At 40.9% G+C, this 25,018-nt stretch carries 25 protein-coding genes; 12 read left to right on the forward strand and 13 right to left on the reverse strand.

Annotated elements, in window-relative coordinates; translation table 11 throughout:
- Positions 1-6: 6 nt before the first annotated feature.
- From cmoA to cmoB, 12 genes are all read right to left on the reverse strand, one after another.
- Positions 7-711: a carboxy-S-adenosyl-L-methionine synthase CmoA gene (gene cmoA / locus OFN98_RS02170; protein ID WP_270874737.1), complete on the reverse strand. Its 705-nt coding sequence runs from the start codon at positions 709-711 to the stop codon at positions 7-9.
- The gene (locus OFN98_RS02175; protein ID WP_270874736.1) at positions 701-1,621 is read right to left on the reverse strand and encodes a bifunctional riboflavin kinase/FAD synthetase; all 921 of its coding nucleotides are present in this window, start codon (positions 1,619-1,621) and stop codon (positions 701-703) included. The genes cmoA and OFN98_RS02175 overlap by 11 nt, the downstream gene beginning before the upstream one ends.
- Complete coding sequence (locus OFN98_RS02180; RefSeq protein ID WP_270874735.1) at positions 1,603-2,118, reverse strand: lipocalin family protein; 516 nt, start codon at positions 2,116-2,118, stop codon at positions 1,603-1,605. Before OFN98_RS02180 ends, OFN98_RS02175 begins: the two co-directional genes overlap by 19 nt.
- The gene (gene tlyA, locus OFN98_RS02185) at positions 2,119-2,823 is read right to left on the reverse strand and encodes a 23S rRNA (cytidine-2'-O)-methyltransferase TlyA (protein ID WP_270874734.1); all 705 of its coding nucleotides are present in this window, start codon (positions 2,821-2,823) and stop codon (positions 2,119-2,121) included.
- Positions 2,813-4,759: an NAD-dependent DNA ligase LigA gene (gene ligA / locus OFN98_RS02190; protein ID WP_270874733.1), complete on the reverse strand. Its 1,947-nt coding sequence runs from the start codon at positions 4,757-4,759 to the stop codon at positions 2,813-2,815. The genes tlyA and ligA overlap by 11 nt, the downstream gene beginning before the upstream one ends.
- 1 nt (position 4,760) lies before the next feature.
- Positions 4,761-5,474 (reverse strand): 3-deoxy-manno-octulosonate cytidylyltransferase, encoded by a 714-nt coding sequence (gene kdsB, locus OFN98_RS02195; protein ID WP_270874732.1) that lies wholly within the window; start codon positions 5,472-5,474, stop codon positions 4,761-4,763.
- Entirely contained in the window at positions 5,471-6,922 is a 1,452-nt protein-coding gene (thrC, locus tag OFN98_RS02200; RefSeq protein ID WP_270874731.1) for a threonine synthase, read from the reverse strand. Before thrC ends, kdsB begins: the two co-directional genes overlap by 4 nt.
- A 9-nt stretch (positions 6,923-6,931) precedes the next feature.
- A complete protein-coding gene (gene argB / locus OFN98_RS02205) occupies positions 6,932-7,780 on the reverse strand; it encodes an acetylglutamate kinase (RefSeq protein ID WP_270874730.1) in 849 nt (282 codons plus the stop codon).
- A 14-nt stretch (positions 7,781-7,794) separates the two neighbouring features.
- Positions 7,795-8,736, reverse strand: coding sequence for a tetraacyldisaccharide 4'-kinase (locus OFN98_RS02210; RefSeq protein WP_270874729.1), 942 nt, complete (start codon positions 8,734-8,736; stop codon positions 7,795-7,797).
- Positions 8,729-9,865 (reverse strand): DegT/DnrJ/EryC1/StrS family aminotransferase, encoded by a 1,137-nt coding sequence (locus OFN98_RS02215; protein ID WP_270874728.1) that lies wholly within the window; start codon positions 9,863-9,865, stop codon positions 8,729-8,731. The genes OFN98_RS02210 and OFN98_RS02215 overlap by 8 nt, the downstream gene beginning before the upstream one ends.
- Positions 9,866-9,873: 8 nt before the next feature.
- Complete coding sequence (gene nadE / locus OFN98_RS02220; protein WP_270858926.1) at positions 9,874-10,677, reverse strand: NAD(+) synthase; 804 nt, start codon at positions 10,675-10,677, stop codon at positions 9,874-9,876.
- 163 nt (positions 10,678-10,840) lie between these two features.
- Positions 10,841-11,734, reverse strand: a complete 894-nt coding sequence (gene cmoB, locus OFN98_RS02225; RefSeq protein ID WP_442868108.1) for a tRNA 5-methoxyuridine(34)/uridine 5-oxyacetic acid(34) synthase CmoB — start codon at positions 11,732-11,734, stop codon at positions 10,841-10,843.
- 135 nt (positions 11,735-11,869) lie between these two features.
- Here cmoB and OFN98_RS02230 point away from each other — a divergent pair, with 135 nt between their 5' ends.
- The 5 genes from OFN98_RS02230 to OFN98_RS02250 are packed head-to-tail and all read left to right on the forward strand — an operon-like array spanning position 11,870 to position 15,114.
- Positions 11,870-12,955 (forward strand): transglutaminase-like domain-containing protein, encoded by a 1,086-nt coding sequence (locus tag OFN98_RS02230; protein WP_270874727.1) that lies wholly within the window; start codon positions 11,870-11,872, stop codon positions 12,953-12,955.
- Positions 12,952-13,275: an aryl sulfotransferase gene (locus OFN98_RS02235; RefSeq protein ID WP_270874726.1), complete on the forward strand. Its 324-nt coding sequence runs from the start codon at positions 12,952-12,954 to the stop codon at positions 13,273-13,275. The genes OFN98_RS02230 and OFN98_RS02235 overlap by 4 nt, the downstream gene beginning before the upstream one ends.
- Entirely contained in the window at positions 13,268-13,543 is a 276-nt protein-coding gene (locus OFN98_RS02240; RefSeq protein WP_270874725.1) for a heavy-metal-associated domain-containing protein, read from the forward strand. The genes OFN98_RS02235 and OFN98_RS02240 overlap by 8 nt, the downstream gene beginning before the upstream one ends.
- 8 nt (positions 13,544-13,551) lie before the next feature.
- Complete coding sequence (locus OFN98_RS02245) at positions 13,552-13,824, forward strand: cation transporter (RefSeq protein ID WP_270861746.1); 273 nt, start codon at positions 13,552-13,554, stop codon at positions 13,822-13,824.
- Between the two features lie 9 nt (positions 13,825-13,833).
- Complete coding sequence (locus OFN98_RS02250; RefSeq protein WP_270874724.1) at positions 13,834-15,114, forward strand: M20/M25/M40 family metallo-hydrolase; 1,281 nt, start codon at positions 13,834-13,836, stop codon at positions 15,112-15,114.
- Here the strand turns inward: OFN98_RS02250 and nth are convergent.
- Entirely contained in the window at positions 15,109-15,741 is a 633-nt protein-coding gene (gene nth, locus OFN98_RS02255) for an endonuclease III (RefSeq protein WP_270874723.1), read from the reverse strand. The two genes, OFN98_RS02250 and nth, sit on opposite strands and share 6 nt — an antisense overlap.
- A gap of 77 nt (positions 15,742-15,818) precedes the next feature.
- On the opposite strand from nth, the gene OFN98_RS02260 reads away from it, so the two are divergent.
- The 7 genes from OFN98_RS02260 to OFN98_RS02290 all read left to right on the forward strand — a co-directional run bounded on the left by OFN98_RS02260 (position 15,819) and on the right by OFN98_RS02290 (position 24,957).
- On the forward strand, positions 15,819-16,628 hold the full coding sequence (locus OFN98_RS02260; protein WP_270874722.1) for a peptidylprolyl isomerase: 810 nt from the start codon (positions 15,819-15,821) through the stop codon (positions 16,626-16,628).
- Between the two features lie 125 nt (positions 16,629-16,753).
- Entirely contained in the window at positions 16,754-17,575 is an 822-nt protein-coding gene (locus tag OFN98_RS02265) for a peptidylprolyl isomerase (RefSeq protein WP_270858917.1), read from the forward strand.
- A gap of 20 nt (positions 17,576-17,595) precedes the next feature.
- Complete coding sequence (gene fbaA, locus OFN98_RS02270; protein WP_270858916.1) at positions 17,596-18,660, forward strand: class II fructose-bisphosphate aldolase; 1,065 nt, start codon at positions 17,596-17,598, stop codon at positions 18,658-18,660.
- 10 nt (positions 18,661-18,670) lie between these two features.
- Positions 18,671-19,954, forward strand: a complete 1,284-nt coding sequence (locus OFN98_RS02275) for a MotA/TolQ/ExbB proton channel family protein (RefSeq protein ID WP_270874721.1) — start codon at positions 18,671-18,673, stop codon at positions 19,952-19,954.
- On the forward strand, positions 19,944-20,954 hold the full coding sequence (locus OFN98_RS02280; protein WP_270874720.1) for an OmpA family protein: 1,011 nt from the start codon (positions 19,944-19,946) through the stop codon (positions 20,952-20,954). Before OFN98_RS02275 ends, OFN98_RS02280 begins: the two co-directional genes overlap by 11 nt.
- Positions 20,941-21,921: a 1-aminocyclopropane-1-carboxylate deaminase gene (locus OFN98_RS02285; protein ID WP_270874719.1), complete on the forward strand. Its 981-nt coding sequence runs from the start codon at positions 20,941-20,943 to the stop codon at positions 21,919-21,921. The genes OFN98_RS02280 and OFN98_RS02285 overlap by 14 nt, the downstream gene beginning before the upstream one ends.
- Positions 21,922-24,957, forward strand: a complete 3,036-nt coding sequence (locus OFN98_RS02290) for an Eco57I restriction-modification methylase domain-containing protein (protein ID WP_270874718.1) — start codon at positions 21,922-21,924, stop codon at positions 24,955-24,957. It begins immediately after the preceding gene.
- Positions 24,958-25,018 lie beyond the last annotated feature (61 nt).

Consider the following 25,018-nt stretch of genomic DNA (forward strand, 5'->3'; position numbering starts at 1 on the left):
ATTCGACTATTTTATCGCCATGAAAACAGCGAAATTTGCCCATTTAAAGATAATTTCCACGCTGGCAAATCCGGCATTAAGCGCGAGCGTTTTGTTCTCGCTCTCTGTGTATGGGATCAGCACATTTTCGAGCGCTTTGCGTTTTTGGGCGATTTCGAACTTCGAATAGCCTTGATTTTCTTTGTAATTTTCGTAAATTTCAATCATATTTTTGCTAAGCGTTTTATCCTCATAAACGAGCTTTTCAGCGAAAATCAAAACCCCGTTTTCGCCCAAATTTTCATAAATTTTGCGCATAAATTCCGCCCGTTTTATCGGGCGAATAAATTGCAAAGTGTAGTTTAAAATCACGGCGTCAAAGCCCTTAAAATCGCACTCTAAGATATCTTCGCACGAAAATTTTATCTGCGCGCCAAAGGCAGCGGTTTTTGCCGCGGCGATTTCTAGCATTGCTTCGGAGTTATCCACGCCAAAAAGCGCCAAATCAGGGCGCATTTGATACAAGCTAAGCAAAATCCCAGCCGTCGAGCAGCCAAGGTCTATGGCTTTGGCACCATGAGCCAAAATCCGTGCCAAAAGCTCGCAAACAAGCTCTGAGCTTTGCTTATAAAACGGCACCGAGCGCGCGATCATATCGTCAAAGACGCTAGCGACGCTTTTGTCGAACTCGAACTGCTTTTTTATCGGTGTTTTGAAAATTTCATCTTTCATATTTGTTTCCTAAAATCTCCCTAGCAAGGGCGATGTCGCTTGAAATTTGCGCTTTTAATTCGCTTAAATTTGCAAATTTTTTGTTTTCGCGGATAAATTTGATAAATTTCACGCTCGCGCTCTTTGGCGTGAAATTTGCGCCAAACTCCCCTAAAATGTGCGTTTCTATGGCGAAATTGCTATCCGTGCTGACCCTGTGCCCTATAAAAGATACGCTTTTGTAAATTTTGTTTTTTACCCTGCACAGCGTGGCATAAACGCCAAATTTTGGCATATAAAACTCACTAGCATCCAGATTTAGCGTCGCAAACAGCTCCTTTGCGCCTAGTCCTTGACCGCTGATGACTTTGCCAGAGATTTCATACTCCCTCCCCAAAAACTGCGCCGCCTTCTCGCACTCGCCAGCGTTTAAAAACTCCTTTATCAGCCTCGTATGCACGCCCACGCCGTCGATTTTATACTCGTCGATTATGAGCGTTTCACCGGCGAAATTCGCGCGCAAAAACTCTGCGTCGCTGGCTCTATTTTTGCCAAATTTAAAATCATTTCCGACTACGATTTTTTCCAAATTTGGAAAATTTGCGTTTAAAAGCGCGATAAATTCGGCTCCACTTAAATTTTTCACCCTAACTAAATCGCAGTAAAAAATCTCTTTTTCGCAAATTCGGCTAATTAGGCTAGGTGGCGTGAGTTTGGGCGCAGTATCGGCGATGACTATGACTATGCCACCATGCTCGCCAAGAGCGTCAAATAGCTTTTGATGAGCCCTGTGAAATCCATCGAAATTGCCGATAGCAAGGGCTTTAATCTCGCTTTTTTTCGCTCCATTTAAATTTAGAAATTTCTCGTTTTCGCCAAATTTGGCTAGGATTGAAATTTCGCTAGGCTCACTCATTTTTGCTTCGTCCATACGATTTTTTGGGTGTCATAGCCACTTTCTTTGGCTTTGTTTAGGTAGATATTTTTGATGAGTTCGGGCATGGTTTTGGTGCGCGAAAGCATATAAAGCTCGCCTGTGTTTTCGCCAAAAACGAGCGCGTAACTGTAATCCACATCGGTTTGAGCGACGCTAAATTTGGCATTTTTTATCATGCCTTTGCGAACTAAATTTCCCTCGGATTTTTTGCCCACAAAGGCTAGTTCTTCGCTAGATAATTTGATTTTTCCGCTTTGGTTTTGGGCTGATTTTAGCATATTTATCGAGCCGTTTTTATCGACAAAAATCTCATAAGCTGTGTTTTCTAACTCGCCTGTAAAGCCCTTGATATGGGCTATCTCATACCAGCCGCCGCAAAATTTAGCTATGTCAAAATCCCGCGTGATAGGCGCGTTTGGCGAAATGCTTTTGGCGCACGCCCCCAGGAAAAATGTAGTTAAAGTTAAAATTAAAATTTGCTTAAATTTCATCTATTCTCCTTTTTTATAATGATAGAAAAACTCCTGATTTCCCTCTTTGCCTTTGATTTGACAAGGGAGTTTTTGTATCATTATAAGCCCCATTTTAGCGCAGTTTAACTCAAATTTCGCCATTGCTTGCTCTACTAGCTTTTGATTTTTTATGACGCCTTTTTTATCTCGTTTTGCGCCCACGCCGACCTCGAATTGCGGTTTGAAAAGCAAGATTATATCGCGCGAAGCAAGGCGCAAAATGCTAGGCAAAATTTTCTCAATCCCGATAAAGCTCACATCGCAGGTGATTAGCTCAAAACTCGTTTGGCTCTCAAACTCCCTGATATCGGTGTTTTCGCGCACGATTACACGCGGATCGCAGCGCAAGCTATCATCTAACTGTGCGCTTCCCACATCAAGGGCTACGACCTCGCTTGCGCCGTATTTTAGCAAAATTTGCACAAATCCGCCCGTCGATGAGCCGATATCTAGGGCGCGCACGCCCGCGATATCAAGCGCGCACTCATCTAAAAATCCCTTTAATTTCAGCGCGCCACGGCTTACGAAAATCTCGTCTGTCGCGCTAATCTCGCCACTTGTTACTTCGGCTGAGAGCTTGCCTAAAATCTCGCCATTTAGCAAAATTTTGCCCTCTTTAATGAGATTTTGGGCTTTGTTTCGGCTGATTTTTAGAGCGTCTGCTACGAAATTATCAAATCTCACGCGCCATTTCCTCGAACTCATCTTCGCTTAGCGCGCGCACGCCAAGGGCATTTGCCTTATCTAGCTTGCTTCCAGCCTCGCTTCCATAAATCACAAAATCGGTTTTGGCCGATACTGAGCCCGAAACCTTTGCGCCCATTTGCAAAAGGCGGTTTTTGATCTCATCTCTGGGGCGCGACATGGTGCCAGTAAGCACGATAGTCTTGCCTGTAAAGGCGGTTTGCGTGGTTTCGCTCTTAGAAATTTGCGGATTTATAATATTGATTAAATTGCGAATTTTCTCTTCGTTTTCGGCGCAAAATTCACAAAAACTCTTCGCCATAGCTTCGCCAAAATTTTCTAAATTTAGCACCTCTTCAAAGCTAGCGTCTAGCCATTTCTCGCCGAAACTCTCGGCGATTTTGCGCGCTGCGACCTCGCCTATATGCTCGATACCAAGCCCACTGATGAAGCGATAAAGCTGCGCGCCCTTGCTCGAATTTATGGCGTTTAAGAGGTTTGAAATTTTTTTATCTTTAAAGCCTTCAAGCCCCACAAAATCAGCTTCGCTAAGCGCGTAAATATCGGCAATTTCATTGATTTTGCCAAGGCTATGAAGCAGGGTAATCGTAGCCTCGCTTAGTCCTTCGATATTCATACATTTTTTCGAGCAAAAATAGATCAAGGCCCCTACAATTCGTGCTTTGCAACTCAAATTTTGACATTTTATCAAGGCACCCTCATCGAGCAGACCACCGCCACATACAGGACACGCGCTAGGGCGAGTTATGGGCGTTTGTGAGCCGTCTCTGCGCCCAGCAAAGACGCTTGTGATTTTTGGGATTACATCGCCGCTTCGTATAATTCCCACAAAATCGTTTTTCATCAGCCCTAAACGCTCGATTTCATCGAAATTATGAAGCGTAGCGTTGCTGACATTTGCCCCGTCGATATTGACGCTTTCGACCACCGCCACAGGGGTGATGACGCCTGTTCTGCCAACTTGTAAATTTATATCAACTAGCCTTGTGATTTTTTCAACGGCAGGGAATTTATACGCCACCATGAAACGCGGAAATTTCACGGTGTATCCCAGCAAATCGCACTTTGCGATATCGTTTATGCGAAGCACCATGCCATCTAGCATCAAATCTTTTTTATCGCGCAGGGCGTGTAAATCCTCGTAAGCCTTGCGGATTTCATTTGCACTCGCGCAAATTCGCCTAAAATCGTCTCTCTTAAAGCCAAGACTTCGCACAAACTCCATAATCTCGCTATGTCGCGCGAAATTTAATCTATGCTCACCCACGCCCCAAGGGATAAATTGAAGCTTTCGCTTCGCTACGACCGCGCTATCTAGCTGGCGAAGGCTTCCAGCTGCGGCGTTGCGCGGGTTTGAAAACAGCGCTTCGCCATTTTGCGCGCGCTCATCGTTTAGAGCGTCAAAATCGCTTTTAGCAATCAAAACTTCGCCACGAATTTCGATTTTTTCGTTATATGGGATTTGAAGCGGGATAGATTTTATCGCTCTTGCATTGGCGGTTACATTTTCGCCGATTTTGCCGTCCCCACGCGTGGCAGCAGAGATTAAAATGCCGTTTTCATAGGTCAAATTTAGGCTTGCTCCGTCAAATTTCGGCTCGACATAAAATTCTAAATTTGCCTTTTCTCCACGCCCAAGCCACGCCAAAAGCTCGCCGTCGTTAAAGATATCCTCCATAGACCACATTTGCGCGCCGTGAGAAAGCTTTTCGAAACCCTCGCTAAGCTCGCCTCCGATACGCAAAGTAGGGGAGTATGGCAAAATTTGCTCTGGGTGGGCGCGCTCGAAGATTTCGACCTTGCTATATAGCGTGTCGTATTCTTCGTCGCTAGCGATTGGATTATCCTGCGTGTAATACGCTCTCGCCCATAAATTCAGGGTTTGGACGGCATTTTTGTATTCGTTAAAATCCATTTTATTTCCCAAAAATTTTCAGCGCTTTTTCATAATCTTCTTGCGTGTCGATTCCGACGCTGTTTGTGGCAATTTGCAACATTGCGATTTTTTTGCCAGCACTTAGGGCGCGAAGTTGCTCTAATTTCTCGGTATTTTCTAGCACGCTAGGCGGTAGGGCGCAAAATTCGCGCAAGGTTTTTGCACTATACGCATAAATCCCAATATGTCCCAAATAGTCCTTAAATTCGGCTCTTGGATAAGGTATCGGCGCGCGTGAAAAATAAATCGCAAAGCCGTGGTTGTCCAAAATCACCTTGACTAAATTTGGATCTTGCGCGCTTGTGGGGTCGATTTTTTTGTAGCAACTAGCCATAAATGCGCCGTTTTTGATCGCGCTGGTGGCAAATTCTTTAAATTTAATTAAATTTTGCGTCTCAAAAAACGGCTCGTCGGCTTGGACATTGATTAAAATTTCATCATCGCTTAAATTTGCGTTTTTCACGGCTTCGTTTATTCTATCTGTGCCGCTTTGGTGGTTTTCATCTGTCATAACGGCGCGAAATCCGTAATCCTTAGCGATTTGCAGGATTTTTTCATCATCGACTGCGATTAGCACGCTATCTACTTTCGCGGCGTTTTGCGCTGTTTTGATAAACATCGGCACACCGGCAAATTCGCATAAAATTTTGTTTTTAAACCTAGTTGAGGCTAGGCGAGCAGGTATTATAATCATAGTTTTATCCAATCAATAATCGTGTTTTTAATCTCGTTTTGCTCGATTATGCTCGTGTGAATTTCAGGGCTGGCAAAAAGGCGTGAAATTTGGGCTGGAATATCGCTTTTGAATTCTTTTGAAAGTGCGATCATATCGGCCTTTTCGTCTTCGCATGGGCGAGATTTTATCGCTTTTATCATCGACGGGGTAAATTTTATCCATTTCGCCGTAGAAACGATGAGAGTTGGTGTATCGCCACCTAAAAGTTTGAAGCAGTTTGCGGTGTGCGGGTCGATGAGACGGCCACTACTGCTAGCTTCTTTGATAAATTTCGAGCACTCGTCATCGCTTGTGAAATCAGCCTCAAATTCGCTTTGAAGCTTAGCAAGCTCATCTTTGCTAAGGGCGTAGAATTTATCTTGCGCAAGGCTAGCCATAAGCTCTTTTGTGCGAACATCGCCGAATAAATCAGCCAGCACGCGCTCGACATTTGAACTAATCAAAATGTCCATTGCAGGGCTAATCGTGCTAATTAACTCTCTACCACGCAAATCGTAAATTCCAGTTTTGATTAGATCAGTTAGGATATTGTTCGCGTTGGAGGCGATTTTGATTTTGCCGATATTTGCCCCCATTTTTTTGGCGAAATACGCACCAAGGGCGTTGCCGAAATTTCCGCTTGGCACGATTACATCAAATTTATCGTGCGCGCTAAATTTTGGATTTTTGCTAAATTGCACGCTAGCGTAAATGTAGTAGATGATTTGAAACAAAATTCTGCCAAAATTTACAGAATTTGCCGCACTTAGGCAAAGATTATTAGCTTTTAGCTCGTTTTTGAAATCATCATCGCTAAGTAGCGATTTTAACGCCCTTTGCGCGTCATCGAAATTTCCTTTAATGCCTAGAATTTTTAAATTTTTGGCTGATTGTTTTACCATTTGTTGGCGCTGAATTTCACTTGTCCCGCCGGCTGGATATAGACATACGACCTTGATATTTGGGTCGTTTGCAAATGTTTCAAGCGTAGCTGGGCCAGTATCGCCACTAGTAGCGCAGATTATGAGGTATTTTTCATTTCTTTGCGCCGCTAGCTCGCCAAGAAGCGCACCAAATGGTTGAAGCGCCATATCCTTAAACGCAAGCGTCGGGCCGTGATAAAGCTCCAAAATATAGGTATTGTCGTTAAATTTAGAAATTTCAAGTGGCAGGGCAGGGTTTTCGAAACTATCATACCTAGCAAGAGCGGTTTTGAAAACCTCCGGCGAAATGTCGAAATCTAGGGCTTTTATAAGCTTTAAAGCGATTTGTTTGTAGCTAAGCTCTTTGCACTCACTCCAAAATTCAGGTGCAAATTTAGGCAACTCGCGCGGTGTATAAAGTCCGCCAAATGCAGCACTTGGGCTTAGTAGTGCGTCGCTAAGTGTGGCGCTGGCGCTAAAATCTCGTGTGGAAACTAATTTCATAAATTCTCCTTATCTAATCAAACTTCCGATACCAGTATCGGTGAAAAGCTCTAATAAAAGCGAGTGTGGGATTTTGCCATTTATTATGTGAGCGGCCTTGGTGCCTGTGTTTATGCACTCCAAACAAGCATCGATTTTAGGTATCATACCGCCACTAATCGTGCCGTCTTTTTTCAAAGCCCAGATCGAATTTTCATCGAGTTTGCTAATGAGTTTGCCCTCTTTATCTAGCACGCCGTCGATATCGCTTAGAAAAATCACCTTGTCGGCTTTTAGGTAGCTAGCGATTTTGCTAGCGCAAAGATCTGCGTTTATGTTAAAGCTGATATTTTCGTCATTTTCGCTCCCGGCAAGTGGCGCGATGACTGGCAGATAGTCGTGATCTAGCAAATCATAAATGACTTTTGTATTTACATCTGTGATTTCGCCTACGAAGCCGTATTTTTCGCGGTCTAAAAATTTCGCCCTCAAAAGTCCGCCGTCCTTACCGCTAATGCCTATGGCAGGGGCTCCGTTTTGGTTAAGAAGCGCGGTGATTTCTTTATTTACAAGCCCGCTTAGCACCATTTCGGTTACTTCGATAGCTTCTTTGCTTGTTACGCGCAAACCATCGCAAAATTCGCTTTTGATATCCAGTAAATCGAGGGTTTGGTTGATTTTTTTGCCGCCGCCATGCACGACGATGACCTTGATACCAACCATGTGCAAAAGCGTGATATCACGAGCGAAATTTAGCTTTAAAACCTCGTCGGTTTGGGCTGCGCCGCCGTATTTGATGACGAAAATTTTATCGCGAAATTTGCGGATATAAGGTAGGGCTGAGATGATAATTTCTGCGATTTGACTTGATTTTATCATTGTTTTCTCCAAATTTAGTGGTTTAGTTTGCTAGTAATGTAGGCTTTGATTTGGTTTTTGAAATTTTCGCTAAGCGTGGTTTTAAGCTCGATTACGCTGATATTTAGCCCGAAATTTTCGAGCTTGACGAAATCTTTGGCGGTGCAAATGATATGCGTGGCGCTAGATTTATGAAGTAAATTTTGAATTTCATCTTTTTTAAAATCATAGTGATCTGGGAAATAAAAACTAGCTTTGGCGTGTTTTTCAAACTCTTTTAGGCGCCATGGCTTGGCGATTGCGCTGATTAAAATCGTATTTTCCTTGTCGGTGTGTGGATTTGGGAAATTTGAAATTTCGCTAGTGGATTTTATATCATCTAGGCTGGGAATAAAATCTGCGAATTTGTAGAAATTTGGCGGATAACGATAGCCCGCGACTGGTAGCGGTAAAGGCAAAAGTGGCGAATCGCTAGGGCGCAAAACAATCTCAAATTTTTCTATATGAAATTTAGAAAATCCATCGTCTAAAATCGTAAGAGCAAAGCCATCTTTTTTGGCCTGTATTATGGCATTTTCGCGGTTTTCGCTCACAAGAACGCTTGCGTTTTTTAGGGTTTTGGCATAGAGCATGGCTTCATCGCCACTGGTTTTTATGTCACATAAAATTTCGCCATTTTTCGCTACATATTGCAGTCCGTGGCTTTTGCGACCGTATCCGCGCAGTATTATGCAAGTAGGAATCTCGGGGCTAAATTCTGTAAAAATCGCCCCCACAAGCGGAGTTTTACCACTTCCGCCAAGGGTTAGATTTCCCACGCTTACTACTGCTATGTCATAATCTTTGGGTTTAGTTATAGCGCGCCTAATCATCTGAATAAAGCCAAAAATGATTGAGAGTGGAAGCAAAAAAAATGAAATTATAAGCCAAATAACGCCCGGATCGTATAAATTTTTTTCGAGCCAAATTTTAAACACGGCTTCTCGCAATTTCTATAATTTTTTCGCAGATATACGCCACATCGTCATCGCTAAGCGAGGCATAAATCGGCAAAGATAAAATTTGCTGATAATTTTTTAGCGCATTTGGGAAGTCATTGACTTTGTAATTATACTTAGATTTGTAGTAGCTCAGCAGGTGCAGTGGCACATAGTGAAGCCCTACATCAATGCCCCTAGAAATCATTTCGCGCGCGAAATCATCGCGGTTTTTGTCGATTTTGATGATATATTGTGTATAAATATGCTCCGCGCTATCGGTAGGAAGCTCGATATGAGGGCAATTTTCCAAAGATTTCCTAAACATTTTTGCGATATTTTGGCGACGCTTGATAAAACTATCTGTTTTTTCTAGTTGCGATAATGCAAATGCCGCATTTATCGAGTTTAAATCGTATTTTTGACCGATACGATCTACATTGTAAGTAAAGCCTAAATTTCCGTCTTTATAAAACGCTTCGCCCACAATTCCGTTATTGCGCAAAATTTTGGCAGAATTTGCCAAACCTTCGTTGTTTGTGACGAAAAATCCAGCCGTAGAGATTGCGTCTTGGGCTTGTGGATTTATCTGAAAGCACGAAAACAGCGAGTTTTCAAACGAGCCGATTTTTTTGCCCTTGTATGTAGCACCTGTGGCCCTAGAAGCGTCATCTATGATAGTGATATTTTCTTTTTTGGCGATTTCGTAAATCTCGTCCATATCGGTTACGAGCCCAGCTGTATGCGAGATAAAGGCGCATTTTAGCTTTTTGTGTCTGTTTAGCTCGATAGCTTTTGAAAAGCTTTCAGGGGTGATATTAAAGGTGTTTGTATCGATATCTACAAATATCGGCTCAGCATCAAAATGCCTAATAACCGCCGCTACATGCGGAAATGAATTGACCGAGCATAAAATTCTATCTCCGCGCTTGACACCGAGTGTGCAAAGCGCAAGATGAAGCGCAGTAGTGCCACTAGTAGTGGAGATTGCGTAATTCACACCAAAATACTTACAAATTTTGTTTTCAAAAATTTCTGAGTATTTTATTTGTGGATTGTGAAGGGCATTTAGTATAAGCGATTCTTCTTTATCATCAACCTGCGCTTTAAAAAAGGGTATTTGCCTCATGTGAAATCCTAAGCATTAGGATCTACTTGTGCTACATTTGGCATGCGTAATTTAAAGCTATTTTTTATCATTCTATTTGTGATAAATTTGCATAAATCAGCGTTGTGATTCGAATCAAGCAAGTATGCTAAATCATCTTTTGTGATCTCTTTGCCGCCTCTGATTTTTTCGCGAAGTTCAGGACGAGAGAAGATATCTCTAAGCACGCTATCTAGGATATCATAGCTATATCCAAGCTCTCTTTCGTCGCTTTGATTTTCCCATAAATCTGCGCTTGGAGTTTTTGCGATTATGTTTTCATTGATAGTAAGTGCTTCGGCAAGTTTGCTTACTTTTGTCTTTAAAATTTCGCCGATTGGGTTAAAGGCACACGCCAAATCACCATAAATCGTGCTGTATCCTAGCATTCTTTCGCTCAAATTTGTTGTTCCGACTACGACTGCGCGGTGTTTTGCACTGTAATCGTATAATAATCCCATGCGAACTCTTGTCGCAAAATTTCCAGTTCTTAGCTTGTCTGCGCCAGTATCAAGCGAAGCGAAAGCCTCCATAAATGGGGCGATTTCTTGGATTTCGTAGTCTATACCAAACATATCGCAGTGCTCAATCGCATCGCCTAAATTTGCTAAATTTGAGCTAGGCATAGGCATGATTAAGGCGTGAGTTGGGATCTCTGTTAGGGCGCACAATGCCGATACTACGGCACTATCAAGTCCTCCGCTGACTCCAACTACGAAAGCGTCTGCTCCTGTTTTTTCAAGTTCTGTGGCCAAAAAATCGGTCAAATATGGAATTAAATTTTGAGCGTTCATAGAAAACCTTTGTAAATTATAAACTAAACTTTTAATTCTACCAATATTAAACTAAAATTAAACTTTAAAAAAGAGAGAAAAATTTGATTAAAATTTATGATTTATTTGCGTATTTTGCCAAATTTGACAAAATACGCAAAATTATTTGTAAAATTTTGCGTATTTACAGGCTGATTTTGACATAGACTCGTTTCGGGGCAGGGTAACCCTCGATAGTGAGATTTGGGTTTTTTGGATCTAGGAAATTTTCCAAGCTCTGGCCGTCAATCCACTCGGTTTTTCGCTGTTCGTTAAAATCAGTTTGTTTGGTTTCTAAAATTTCAAAATTCTTAAATTTCGCCCTTTCGCACCAGTTGCTAAGCGCGCCGATAGTGGGCACGAAGTAGATATTTGAGATCTTAGAATACCCGCCCTTTGGCGTAAGCGCGAAATCCCCGTCCATATCTATATACATCGTATCTAAAATCACCTCACCACCGCTATTTAGCGCAGATTTGAGCTGTTTTAGCATAGAAATAGGATCTGAGCGATGATAAATCACGCCAAGGCAGAAAATCGTGTCAAATTTCGCCCCATAAAACGGCAAATGCTCCACGCCAAGCGGCTCGAAAATCGCCTGCGCTCGCATAAAATGCTGTAAAAACAAAAATTGCAGATAAAATAGCGCGCTAGGATCAAAGCCCGTAACGCTACGCGCGCCAAGGCCTAGCATACGATACATATAATAACCATTATTGCACCCCACATCTGCGACATTTTTGCCCGCCAAATCAATATAAGGACGCAAAAGGTTAAATTTGATGAAGCTTTGCCACTCGCTGTCGATAAAAAGCTCATTTAGCGCGAAAGGCCCCTTGCGCCAAGGTTTTAGCGATAGTGCGATTTGCCTGATCTGCTCCATTTGCTCTTCGTTTGCGTCAAATTTCGCACTTATAGCATCGCCAAAACTCACCTCGCAATCAAATTTTGGCAGAGCATTAATCGCACCTAAAATTTCGGCATTTTGAGCGTTTTTCAGTTTTTTTAACATTTCGTTTTTTATGGTAGTTAAATCCATTTTTTACCCTAAATTTCATAAATTTTGCGCCATTTTATCAAAGCAAATTTAAAAAAGCAATTTTAAAGCATTAAAAAGATAAAATCTCTGCCTTTTAGAGCCAAGTTTGGTTAGATTATTCAGGAATTTTTTAAAATGAAAAGACGAGATTTTTTCAAATTTAGTAGTATTTTAGGTGTCGCTAGCTTCGCTCCTAGCGTAGTTTTGGCTGATACGAGCGCCAAAGAAGCCGAGCAAAAAACGCGCAAATTTAGCGTTAGTTTAAAACACGCTATCAAAGAGATCGGCAAAGAGAGCAAGGTATGGGTCCCGCTCGTGCTTCCTAGCGATTTTCAGCAGGTCATTTCGCACTATAAGGTCGGCTCAAACGCAGCGGAGAAATTTATCACTGAGGGCGAAATTCCGACATATTATGCGAAATTTAGCGGAAGCGAAACTCCGATACTTGATATCAGTTTCGATGTGCAAACCACAGAGCGAAATACCGATTTTTCGAAGGTAAATTTCAACGAAAACGAAAAACTAACCCCCGAAATCGCTAAATTTTTGCAGCCAACTACGCAAATTCAAATCGACGGCGTGGTTAAACAAAAATCAGATGAAATCGTAGGAAATATCAAAGGCGATTTAGAAAAGGCTAGGGCGATTTACACCTGGGTGGCAAACACCATGGAGCGCGATAACAGCGTGCTTGGGTGTGGGCTAGGCGATGTGAAGCAAATCCTAAGTAGCGGTAAATTAAGTGGCAAATGCACCGACATAAACTCAGTTTTTGTGGCTTTGGCGAGGGCTGCTGGGATACCTGCGCGCGAAATGTTTGGTATCCGTGTGGGCGCGTCGCGCTTCTCATCTCAAATGGGCGCAGCACCCAAAGATGACGGATTTAGCCATATTTCAGGCGGACAACACTGTCGCGCTGAGTTTTATCTCAAAGGATATGGCTGGATTCCAGTAGATCCTGCCGATGTCACCAAAGTCCGACTTGGCGAAAAACTCACAAACGACGACCAAAAAATCGCGCAAATCCGCGAATATCTCTTTGGCAACTGGGAGATGTGCTGGATAGGGTTTAATTATGGCAGAGATTTCACGCTAAGTCCGCGCCCAGCGCAATTTCCGATAAACAATTTCGGTTATGTTTATGGCGAAACGGACGGACAAACGCTAAATTACTACGACCCGAAAGAATTTAGCTACGATTATAAAAGTCGCGAAATTTGAGTAGGCTAAAATTTATCGTTCTAGCGATTATAAGCGCATTTATGGCGACTTTGTGCTGTTTGCCAGCGCTTTTGTTTTTGCTTTTTGGGGTGAGTTTTTCGGCACTTTCCTTTACGGACGAGCTGGCGAGATTTCGCCCCATTTTTACGGCGATTTCCATTGTTTTTTACATTACGAGCCTTTATTTCGTGCTATTTCGCAAAAACTCATGCGTTATCGGCGCAGGTCGCAAAAAATGGTATTTTATTTACATTTTAAGTGGAATTTTGATATTTTTACTTCTATTTTATCCTGAAATTTTAGGGAGATTTTATGCGTAAAATTTTACTATTATCACTCGTTTGTGGCGCGCTTTTTGCACAGCGCGAAATCGAAATCCAAGTCGGAAAAATCCATTGTAATCTATGCGCAGCTTCGATTAAATTTGCCTTGCAAAAATGCGATGGGGTAATCAGCGTCGAGGCAAAAGAGGGCGAGAAAAAAGTGGTCGTCATCGCCGAAGATAACGCCGATACGAACACTATGATCGAGGCTTTGAAAAACGCAAAATACGAAAAAGCCAAAATTTTAAGTATTAAACAAAAATAAGGAAATTTATGCGTAAAATTTTACTATTATTTGCCCTTGTTAGCGCGGTTTTTGCTGATAGAGAGATTGAAATTTATGTAGAGAAAATACATTGCCCGCTTTGCACGCAAATGGTGCGAAAGGCCCTAAGCGAGTGTGATGGCGTAATCAGCGCGCGCGTGGAGTTAGCAACTAAAACAGCCAGCGTGCTAGCGCGCGATGATGCCGATACAAAGGCAATGCTAGAAGCTATCGCAAAGACCACTTACGAGGGCAAAATCGTAAGTGATAAGCGAAAATAAGGCGAAAAAATGAAAAAAGTTATGAATTATTTTCGCCAAATTTGCGAAATTCCGCACCTTAGCTATGAAACGGAAAAATTGCGAGATTTTTTAGTAGAATTTGCTAAAAAGCACGAATTTAGCGTGGAAGTTGATAACGCAGGAAATATTTATGTCTGCAAAGGTGAGCCAAAAATTTGCTTGCAAGCGCATTATGATATGGTTGGCGTGGGACTTGCGCCGAGTATCGAGCTAGTAGAGCAGGACGGATTTTTAAGCGCGAAAAACTCATCTTTGGGGGCTGATAATGGAATCGGCGTAGCCATTATAATGGCGATGATGAGCGAGTTTGAGAACTTCGAAGCAGTCCTTACAAATAACGAAGAAGTGGGGCTCTGGGGCGTTAGAGAATTTAACGCAGAGATAAAAAGCAAAAAAATGCTAAATTTAGACAGTGAAGATGAAAACGAAGTCATAATCGGGTGCGCAGGAAGTGCCGAAATTCGCGCTATTTGCGATAGTGTGCGCGAGAAGAGAAGCGGCTTTTGCTATGAGATTTTTATCGATGATTTTCCGGGCGGTCATAGTGGAATCGAAATTCATAAAAACCTGCCAAATGCGATTAAATTTTTAGCCGAATTTATCGCCAAAAATGGCGGAAAAATCGCTAAATTTAGTGGTGGCGAAAGGGCAAATTCAATCCCCGCAAAGGCTTATATAACGGCAATTTTCGAAAATGAAATTTCAAATTTTCCAAATTTTATAAAACATAAATTTTTAGGGTTTAAAGAGTGCGAAATTTATGAAAATTCGGACAATATTTTAAATCTCATTTGCGAATTTAAACAAGGCGTTAGGGATTTTAACGATGATTTAGGCTTACCTGGGACTAGCATAAATTTATCTTTGGCTGGTGAAAAAAACGGCAAATTTGAACTTTTGTTTTACGCTAGATCGATGAGCGAAAAGGGCTTAAAAGGGGTGAAATATCAAACCAAAATGTCGGCTGAGAATTTTGGCTTGGAATGCGTTTTTGGCGAAACTAGCCAGCCTTGGCAACCACAAATTAGCGAATTTAGCGAATTTATCTTAAAAAATTTGCAAAAATTTGTGCCAACTGCTAGACTGGGTGCCGTCCATGCCGGGTTAGAGTGTGGCGTTTTTATCGCAAAAGATAGCGCTATACAGGCAGCTTCGATTGGGCCAAATATCACTTCGCCACACAGCACGCATGAAAAAGTTGAGCTAAAATCGGTAGAAAAAATCCTAAATGCCGTGCGAGAGATAATGACAAACACTCAAAATTTATAAAATTTTATCCTTACTTTTGCAAAGGTGCGCTAAAAAGCACTCTTTGCACTGCGGTTTTACGGCTTTGCAGGTGTATCGTCCAAATAGCACCAAAGCTTGGTGCAGGTAGTTTAGGTCGCTTACAAATGCCTTTGTAAGGTCGTTTTCGGTAAGTTCTGGCGTTTTTGCCGAGCTTAGCCCAAGCCTGTGTGAAACGCGAAAAACATGTGTATCCACGGCGATAAAATTCGCCCCACAATGCTCGATTAGCACGACATGGGCTGTCTTTTGCCCGACCCCCGCAAGGCTTTTTAAATCCTTTTCATTTAGTGGGATTTCGCCGCCGAAATTTTCCACCACAGACTTTGCCATTTTGATTAAATTTTGCGCTTTGTTATTAAAAAAACTGCACGAATTTATTAGCATTTTAACTGCGCCCAAATTTGCATTTGCCAGCGAGTGTATGTCAGGAAACTCCCTAAATAGCGCAGGTGTGATTAAATTTACCCGTTTATCGGTGCATTGTGCGCTAAGCATGACACAGACGATTAGCTCGTATAAATTCCTAAATTTAAGCTCAGTTGTTGGCTCGCCAAAGTGCTCTAACAATAAATTTTTGATTTCCAAAATATCTTTTTTCGTTCTCATGCCCTTATTTTACACAAAATTTTTGATTATTAACAGCTTTTTGGCTATAATCTCGCATTTTTTTACAAGGAATTTTAATGAAAAAATTACTATTTTCAGCCCTAAGTTTAGCAGCGGCGGTAAGCCTAAATGCGACAGTTTTCGCCACAGTAAATGGCGCACCAATCACAGAGGCCGAGGTCGCCCCGCACATAGCAGCACTTGGCAAAAATCCAGCCACGCTTAGCAATCAAGAAAAACAAATGGTGCTTGCAAGAGCGATTGATATCGAAATTTTAGCCGCTGAGGCTAAAAAAAGTGGCGTTACAAATCTACAAGAATACAAAGACGCCCTAAAAGCAGCACAAGATAGAATCGCTATCGAAATGTATCAACACCAACTATCAAAGCAAATCAAAGTAAGCGACGCTGATATCGCTAAATTTTACAACGAAAACAAATCTGCTTTCGTCGAACCAGCCGCTTTGTTGCTATCTAATATCACAGTGGAGAAAAAGGCCGAAGCTGACGCTATTATCAAAGAGTTAAAAAACACAAAAGCCGACGCTTTGGTGGCAAAATTTGAAGAGCTTGCGGTAGCTAAATCAATCGTGCCTGAGGCCAAACAAACCAAAGGTCATCTTGCATGGGTTACCCAAGAAATGATGCCAAAAGCGTTTTGGGACGCTTCAAGCAAGCTTAAAAGAGGCGCTATCACGCAAACCCCTATCAAAACTGATTTAGGCTATCATATCGTGCTCAAAGAAGATGCTAAACTTCAAAAACAGCTTAGCCAAGATGAAGCCAAGCCTTTCATCGAAAATTTAATCAAAGGCCAACAAGCAGGCGCTGCATTAGAGCAAAAACTACAAGAACTTCGCAAAAGCGCGAAGGTAGAAGTAAAATAAATTTCACTTCAATTACACTGACCCGCTCATAGATACGCGAAAATGCGTATCCTAAGGCGGGCAAAATTTTAATCATTAACCAGCTTTGGCTATAATCTTGCGATTTTTTTTACAAAGGAATTTAAATGAATAAATTAGTTTTTTCAGCACTTAGTTTAGCTGTGGCCATGGGCCTAAATGCGACAGTTTTAGCGACTGCTAATGGCAAAAACATCACAGAAAACGATGTTATTCCATTTCTAGTAGCCCAAGGTATCGCTCCACAACAATTCGCTTCACTGCCAGCAAACACCAAAAAAGATATCTTAAACCGCGTTATCGCTAGAAAACTTGTCGTAGAACAAGCTAAAAAAGCAGGCGTTATGAACGACGAAGTTTATAAAAAAGAGTTAGAGTTCCAAAAAGACAACCTAGCTGTGCGCGTATGGCAATCAAAAGAGGCCAAAAAAATCAAAATCAGCGACAAAGAGGTTCAAGACTTTTACAACAAAAATAAAGCCAAATTTGTAAATCCAGAACTTGCCCAAGTTCGCCATATTTTGGTCAAAACGGACGCCGAGGCAAAGGCTGTGATTGATGAGTTAAAAGGTCTAAATGGTGGCGCGCTAATCACTAAATTTAGCGAAATCGCGAAAGCCAAATCAATCGAGCCAGCCGCAAAACAATCAGGTGGCGCACTGCCAGCGTTTCCAAAAGAGGGCGCTATGGTTAAACCTTTCGCGGACGCTGCATTTGCGCTAAAAAAAGGTGAAATTTCAAAAACTCCTGTTAAGACAGAATTTGGCTACCATGTAATCTTAAAAGAGGATCAAATCGCAAAACGCCAAGTCCCAGTTAGCGAGGTAAAACCTCTAATCGAAGGCTCAATCCGCCAAGAAAAAGCAGCCGCAAATTCAGAAAAATTGGCGCAAGATCTGCTTAAAAAAGCAAAAATCGAATACAAATAATCTTAAAAAAGGGGTGCAAAATGGGTGTTTTAGATGTAGTTAAAGCTGGTGTATTATTTGGCGATGATGTTAGCAAACTCTACAAATACGCGCAGAGCGAGGGTTTTGCAATCCCTGCTGTAAATGTCGTAGGAAGCCACTCTGTAAATGCTGTCTTAGAGAGCGCCAAAAAGGCAAACTCTCCTGTGATTATCCAATTTAGCAATGGCGGAGCGAGTTATTATGCGGGCAAAGAGTGCGAAAATGGCGCAATTATGGGCGCAGTCGCAGGTGCTTTGCAGGTGCATTTGCTAGCTAGGTATTATGGCGTGCCTGTGATTTTACACACTGACCACGCAGCGCGCAAACTGCTTCCTTGGATTGATGGATTATTAGAGGCAAGCGCAGGGTATAAAAAAGCGCACGGCGTGCCACTATTTAGCTCTCACATGCTAGATCTTAGCGAAGAGAGTTTGGAAGAAAATTTAAGCACTTGCGAAAGCTATCTTAAAAAGATGAGCGAGCTAGGAATTTCCTTAGAAATCGAGCTTGGCGTAACAGGTGGCGAGGAAGATGGCGTGGATAATACAGGCGTGGATAACGCGCTTTTATACACGCAACCAGAAGATGTCGCGCTTGCGTATGAAAGACTTAAAAAAATCAGCGATAATTTCTCGATTGCAGCGAGCTTTGGCAATGTGCATGGCGTGTATAAACCGGGAAATGTCGTGCTTCGCCCTGAAATTCTACGAAATTCGCAAAAATTCGTGCAAGAAAAATTTGGCTTAAATGACGCCAAACCTGTAAATTTCGTATTCCACGGCGGTAGCGGTAGCGAGATCAAAGATATCAAAGACGCTGTAAGCTATGGCGTGGTTAAGATGAATATCGACACCGATACGCAGTGGGCGTTTTGGGACGGCGTGAGAGAGTATGAGCTCAAAAACAGAGCATATTTGCAAGGTCAAATCGGCAACCCAGAAGGCGAAGATAAACCAAACAAAAAATACTACGATCCACGCAAATGGCTAAGATGTGGTGAGGAAAGTATGGTAAAAAGATTGCTTGTCGCATTTGAAAATTTAAATTGTATAAATAAAAACTAAGGCAAATTTCATGGAAAAAACAACAGAAATTTTAGATTTAACGCTTCCAGAAAATCCAGAGCGCTCACTACTTGGCGTTTATCTGAAAATCGTGTTTGTTCCTGTGGCGATTTTCGCCATATTTTTGCTAGGATTTTTGAAGGTAATCAACTTCAAAGTCGAGCTTCACTCGATCGTAATGATGGGCTTTTTGCTCATCATTGCGCTATTTTTGGCTAGGCATAATGCTGAATTTGGCTGTTTGAAATTTCAAAATAGTATCGAAAATTTCAAAATTCAGCTTAAAAACTACATCGTCGAAAATCTCCTTAGCATAGGCGCTAAGAAAAAGTCCGACGCTAAATTTGAAAATTTCGTAGATGAATACTCGCACTCGCTTCGCAATGACAACTACGCCTCTGTCGCGGTGGGTGTTTTCCCAATGCTGGGCATTTTGGGCACATTTATCAGCATTGCGATTTCTATGCCAAATTTCTCATCATCAAATATCGCAAATTTAGAGACCGAGATTGCTGGGCTTCTAGGTGGCGTTGGCACGGCGTTTTATGTGTCGATTTATGGTATTTTTCTGGCGCTTTGGTGGATTTATTTTGAAAAAAAGGGAATTAGCAAATTCGAAAGATTGCTTTTAAAATACAAAAACGCTACAAAAAACTTTTTTTGGAGCAAAGAGGAAATCACGCAAAGCTACCTTAGCGAGATACTTGATCGCAACGCCGAGGTTTCGCGCTCCTTCATGGCTATGGCTTCAAATACCCTTAGCGATAGCCTAAATGTCGCAATCGATGAAAAAATGCAAACACTTCAAGGCATAATTGACGCCGAGCAGCGCGCCCTTGCGCTAACCACAAGCGAATTAGAGCGAGCTAATGAAATGATACTAAATGCCAACCTAACTCACGGCGAAATCAGCAAAAATTTCGATCAAATTTTATCGTCTTTAAAGGCCGTTACGAGCAACATGGTCGAGATCCAAAACGGCATTTCAGCGGGATATTTGAGCTTTTCGAAATCATCTGAGCAAAAGAGCGCAAATCTGCAAACCAGCGCAGACGCCCTAAATCAGGCAATCGTAAATTTTACCTTGCAGATCAAATCCCTAAACGAAAATATGCTAAGTGAGCAAATTAACGCAAGAGAGAGCTTTGAAGCAAGTTTTAAAGAGCTAAATGACGAAATCAAATCGCTTTTTGATTCTAGCCTAGGCAAAAACACAAGCTCAGAGGGTATCATCGACGAGCTACGCAAAACGCTTCAAAGCATAGACGAAAAAGAAAACCAAAATGAAGAGTAAAACCAGCGAAAAAGAGACCTTTTGGATAGCTTACGCTGATTTAATGGCGGGGCTTTTGTTTGTCTTTATTTTACTAATCGGCGGGATTATCGTTAAGTATTATTTAGTGCAAGACGATCTAAAAGCCCAAACTAGCGAGCATGAAAAGACTATGGTTGCACTTCAATCCTCGCAGAAAAAATCAGCCGAATTAGAGGCTTTAAATAAGATTTTTTCCGAACAGCTTGAAAAGCTAAATGTCGAAAACACCGACCTTCGCAAGCAAAATTCGATCTATTTTATCCAAATCGAAGATCTAAGCGCCATGGCAGAAAAACTCAAAAAAGAGAATTTCGACATTAGCGAGCTTTTGAAAAACACTCGCACCGAAGCTACCGAAAAAGAGATAAAAATCGCGTTTTTGCTCGAACAACTAACCCAAAAAGAGAGCGATTTCAACAAAATTTTGCACGATTTAAATGTCACCAAAAACCGAATTCGCAACCTAACCGGTCAAAAAGTCAAACTAATCGCCGAACTTAAAGAACGCTTAGGTGGCAAAATCCGCATAGATAGCGAGAGCGGGGCGATGACGCTAAATTCGTCAGTGCTTTTTGACAAGGGTTCGAGCGAGCTTAAAGAGGGTAGCAAAGAGAGTTTCAAAACCGCGCTAGAAGGGTATTTTAGCGCACTTATGGATAATGATGAAATCAGAAATAGCCTAGATCAAATCATCATCGAGGGCCACACAGACAGCGACGGCGGGTACTTATACAACTTAGCCCTTTCGCAAGAGCGCGCACTGGCGGTGATGAATTTCATAAACGAGTGGAACAAAGACGAGAGATTGCAAAAATACCTAATCGCAAGCGGTCGCAGTTATTCTCAGCCTGTGCTAACTGGCGGCGTCGAGGACAAAGACGCAAGCCGTAGAATCGAAATCAAATTTACGCTTAGCAACAAAGAGGCTATGGAAGAAATCCGCAAATTTTTGGAATTTGACGCAAATGCGACAAGATAGCTTTGGCGGGGCGCAATACTCGCGCGAGCTTGCAGGGCGCGCCATAATCTCGCCTGAGTTTGAAGTCCATTTGCGCGAAGTAGAAAAGGCGCAAAAAACAGGCGAAATTTCGCTACAACCCCCAAAAATCCAAAATATAAAAATCGAAAATTTTAGCTTTGCAATTTTGCGTGATGATTTGATTGGGATTTTTAACGGCAATAAAGCAAGGAAGCTCCAATCCCTGCTCGGTGTCGATTTGCGGGGCATTTCAAAGATTGTAAGCTTTGGTAGCTCGCAATCAAACGCTATGTATAACGAAAGCGTTTTTGCCCGCATAAAAGGGCTAAAATTTCAGTTTGTTATCTCGCATTTAAGCGAAAATTTAAGCGCGCGCCCGTGCGGGAATTTCGCCGCAGCACTAGAAAATGGCATGGAGATTTTCGTGGCGCAAAATCGCCGTGAGTTTGCGCTTAGCCTTTGCGATGAGAGCACGATTTTTATCGAAGAGGGCGTTGCGCAGGGCGAGGCTGAGGCTGGATTTATCGCGCAGGCTAAATTTATCGAGGAATATGCGCGCGAAAATGGGCGAGAATTTGACATTTTTTTGCCAAGTGGCACTGGCACGAGCGCGGCGTATCTAGCCAAACACAGCCGTTTTCGCGTCTTTACCACGCCTTGCGTGGGCGATTGCTCGTATCTGCGCGAGCAAATACTAGCCCTAGATCCGCGCTCGGGCGTGCAAATTTTGCCCCCGCCACGCAAATTTCACTTTGGCAAACCTTACGCCGAACTTTATGAAATTTGGCAGAAAGCCCACGCGCAAACCGGCATTGAATTTGACCTCATTTATGATCCCGTGGGACTTCTCACGCTTTTAGCTAACCGCGAAAAATTCGCAAACGAAGTCCTATATATCCACCAAGGCGGAGTGCTCGGCAATATCTCGCAACTGCAAAGATATGAGTATAAATTTAAAAGGAAATAAATGGCACTTTTCAAAGAAAAAATCATCAAAGAACAAAAGCAAGATGAAAAAACCCTAAACGAACGCTACGAAAATTTTCTCAAATTTCAAGCCAAAATCGACGCCATAAAAGGCTACAAAGAAGAAGAGTATCAGACCGATTTTTTGCACGATATTTTTGAGGCTTGCCTTGGATACACGCTCAAAACGACAAATCCGCAAAATTTCAACCTAGCAAGAGAGAGCAAAAACGAAACTGACGCCAAAAAGGCTGACGGCGCAATCCTAGGCGCAAACGGCGAAGTTATCGGCGTCATTGAGCTAAAAGACCAAAAAACGCACGATTTGGACAAAATCGAAAATCAAGCCTTTAATTATCACAATTCAAACTCAAAAAGCCGTTATATCATCATCTCAAATTTCGATGAAATCCGCCTGTATATCGACAAAAAAACCGCTTATGAAAAATTTAGCCTTTTTACTATGAAGAAAGATGAATTCGAGCTTTTTCACCAAATTTTTTGCTTCGAAAATATAAATTCGTTTAAAACTATTGATTTGCGGGACAAAAGCGAGAATTCAGATAGAGAAATTTCAAAAAGACTTTACGCTGATTTTAGTGAATTTCGCCTAAAACTCTTTGAAAACGCCGTTTCAAACAATCAAAATTTAGACAAAAAGCAAATTCTTAGCCTAGTGCAAAAACTCTGCGACCGCATAATTTTCGTCCTTTTTGCCGAAGATTACGGACTTTTGCGCTCAAATTTCATCGCCGATATCCACGAGCAGTGGCAAAATCAAAAATTTACCGATTTTAGCCTTTATGAAATTTGGCAAAAATATTTTGAAGCTATCGACAAAGGAAACGAAAAACTAGGCGTCCTAGCCTACAACGGCGGACTTTTCGCCACCGATGAAGCTCTAAATTCGCTAAATTTAAGCGATGAGATTTTAAGCACTTACATCACCAAACTCTCATCTTACGACTTTGCAAGCGACATCGGCGTAAATATCTTGGGTCATATTTTCGAGCAAAGCCTAAGCGATTTAGAAGAGTTAAATTCGCAAATAATCGGCGAAAAATTGGAAAAAACAAACTCCAAACGCAAGAAAGACGGTATTTTCTACACACCTGAATACATTACTAAATTTATCGTCGAGCAAACACTAGGCGAGATTTGCGAAAACGAAAAGTCAAGGCTAAATTTGCACGAAATCGCAATCCCAAAAAACCCAAAACGCCTTAGTAAGGACGAAAAACAAACGCTAGAAAATATCCGTGCTTACAAAGATTTTTTGCTTGGTTTAAAAATCATCGACCCTGCTTGTGGAAGTGGAGCATTTTTAAACGGGGCTTTGGATTTTCTCATTAACGAACACAAAAATTTAGATAAATTTCGCAAAATTTACGAAAACGAAGCTTTGCCGTTATACGACATAGAACCCCAAATTTTAGAAAACAACCTTTTTGGCGTGGATATTAATGCCGACGCAGTCCAAATCGCCAAACTCTCGCTTTGGCTCCGCACCGCGCAAAAAGGGCGAAAACTGACGGATTTATCGAATAATATAAAATGCGCGAATTCGCTTTTAGATTTTCCGTTTAATTTCAAATTTGACTGCGTTATCGGAAATCCGCCGTATGTCCGCCAAGAATTAATGCAATCATATGCTGATACTTTGAAAAATTACAAAGTATTTTCTGGCAAAGGTGATTTATATACATATTTTTATGAATTAGCAGGAAATATATTATCTGAAAATGGCTTGATAGGCTTCATATCATCTGGTAAATTTTTTGAAGCAAGTTACGGAAAGCCATTGATAAATTATTTGATAAATAATTTTAAATTCCATAGAATTTTAAATTTTGATGATTTGGAAATTTTTGAAGGAATATCAGCTTATCCGTTAATATTTATAGGAAGTAAAGAATTTAATGAAAATTACGCTTTTAATTATTGCTATGTTCCACATTGTAAATTTAAAAAAGTAAGTGATATAATATTTGATTTGCCATATGTGCAAATAAATATAAAAGATTTTAAAAACAATAAATTTAAATTCTTTGATGATAAAACTTCTAAAATTTTTAATAAAATTAATCAAAAATGTATTTATTTAAAAGATATAAATTGTTTGCCTTTGGTTGGTGTAAAAACTGGTTTTAATGACGGATTTTTAACTAATCAACAATGTAGCGATATTATTAAACCCTATATTTTTGGTAAAGACATAAAAAAATATTGTTTTATAAATTCTAAAAATAATATTGTATTTCCGTATGAAAAAACAAAAAATGAATATGTATTAAGAGATGAAATATTTAAAGAAATTGAGCTATTGCTTCCAAATAAATCAAATTTGGAAAAAAGAGCAATTATAAAAGATGGATTGAAAACTGGTATAAAAAAATGGTATGAATATCAACAAATAAATAAAAAAATAAATTTTGATGATGAATTTATAGTTTATCCCAATGTTTCGTTGGGTTCAAATTTTACATTGTCGAAAGGCAATGTAATAGATATGACTTGTTTTATTATTCCTAGTAATAATAAAAATTTATTAGCAATTTTAAATTCAAAGTTAGTAGCTTTTATAATGAAAAATATTGCTATAAGTCGTAGGGGTGGTTACCAAGAATTTAAAGTTCAATATTTAGAGCAAATTCCTTTACCAAATAATTTAGATGATGACAATATAGATTTTTTAGTTGAAAAGATTTTGGAATTAAACAAAAATTTGCAAAGCGTAAAAACCGAATTTTTGCGTGAGCTGAATTTAGAAAAAATACCGCAAAAACTAGCCGAATTTGAAAATTTAGAATTTGACGAATTTATCAAAGAATACGCAAAAGCCAAAAAAGAAAAATTTGCCGATAAACTTGCCGAAGTGAAATTTAAAAATTATTGGCAAGGCTTTTTTAGTGAATACAAATCACAAGTGCTGTCTTTGAAATCGCAAATTTTAAGAAGCGAAAACGAACTGAATTCGCTAGTTTTTGCACTTTATGATTTGAGTGCCGACGAAATCGCCTTAATCGAAAATGCTTAATCTGTCATTGCGAGAGCCGAAAGGCTCGAAGCAATCCAGTAAAATTTAAAGAGAATTTCAA

The sequence above is a fragment of the Campylobacter sp. JMF_15 NE4 genome (assembly GCF_027737645.1).
GTDB lineage: Bacteria > Campylobacterota > Campylobacteria > Campylobacterales > Campylobacteraceae > Campylobacter_B.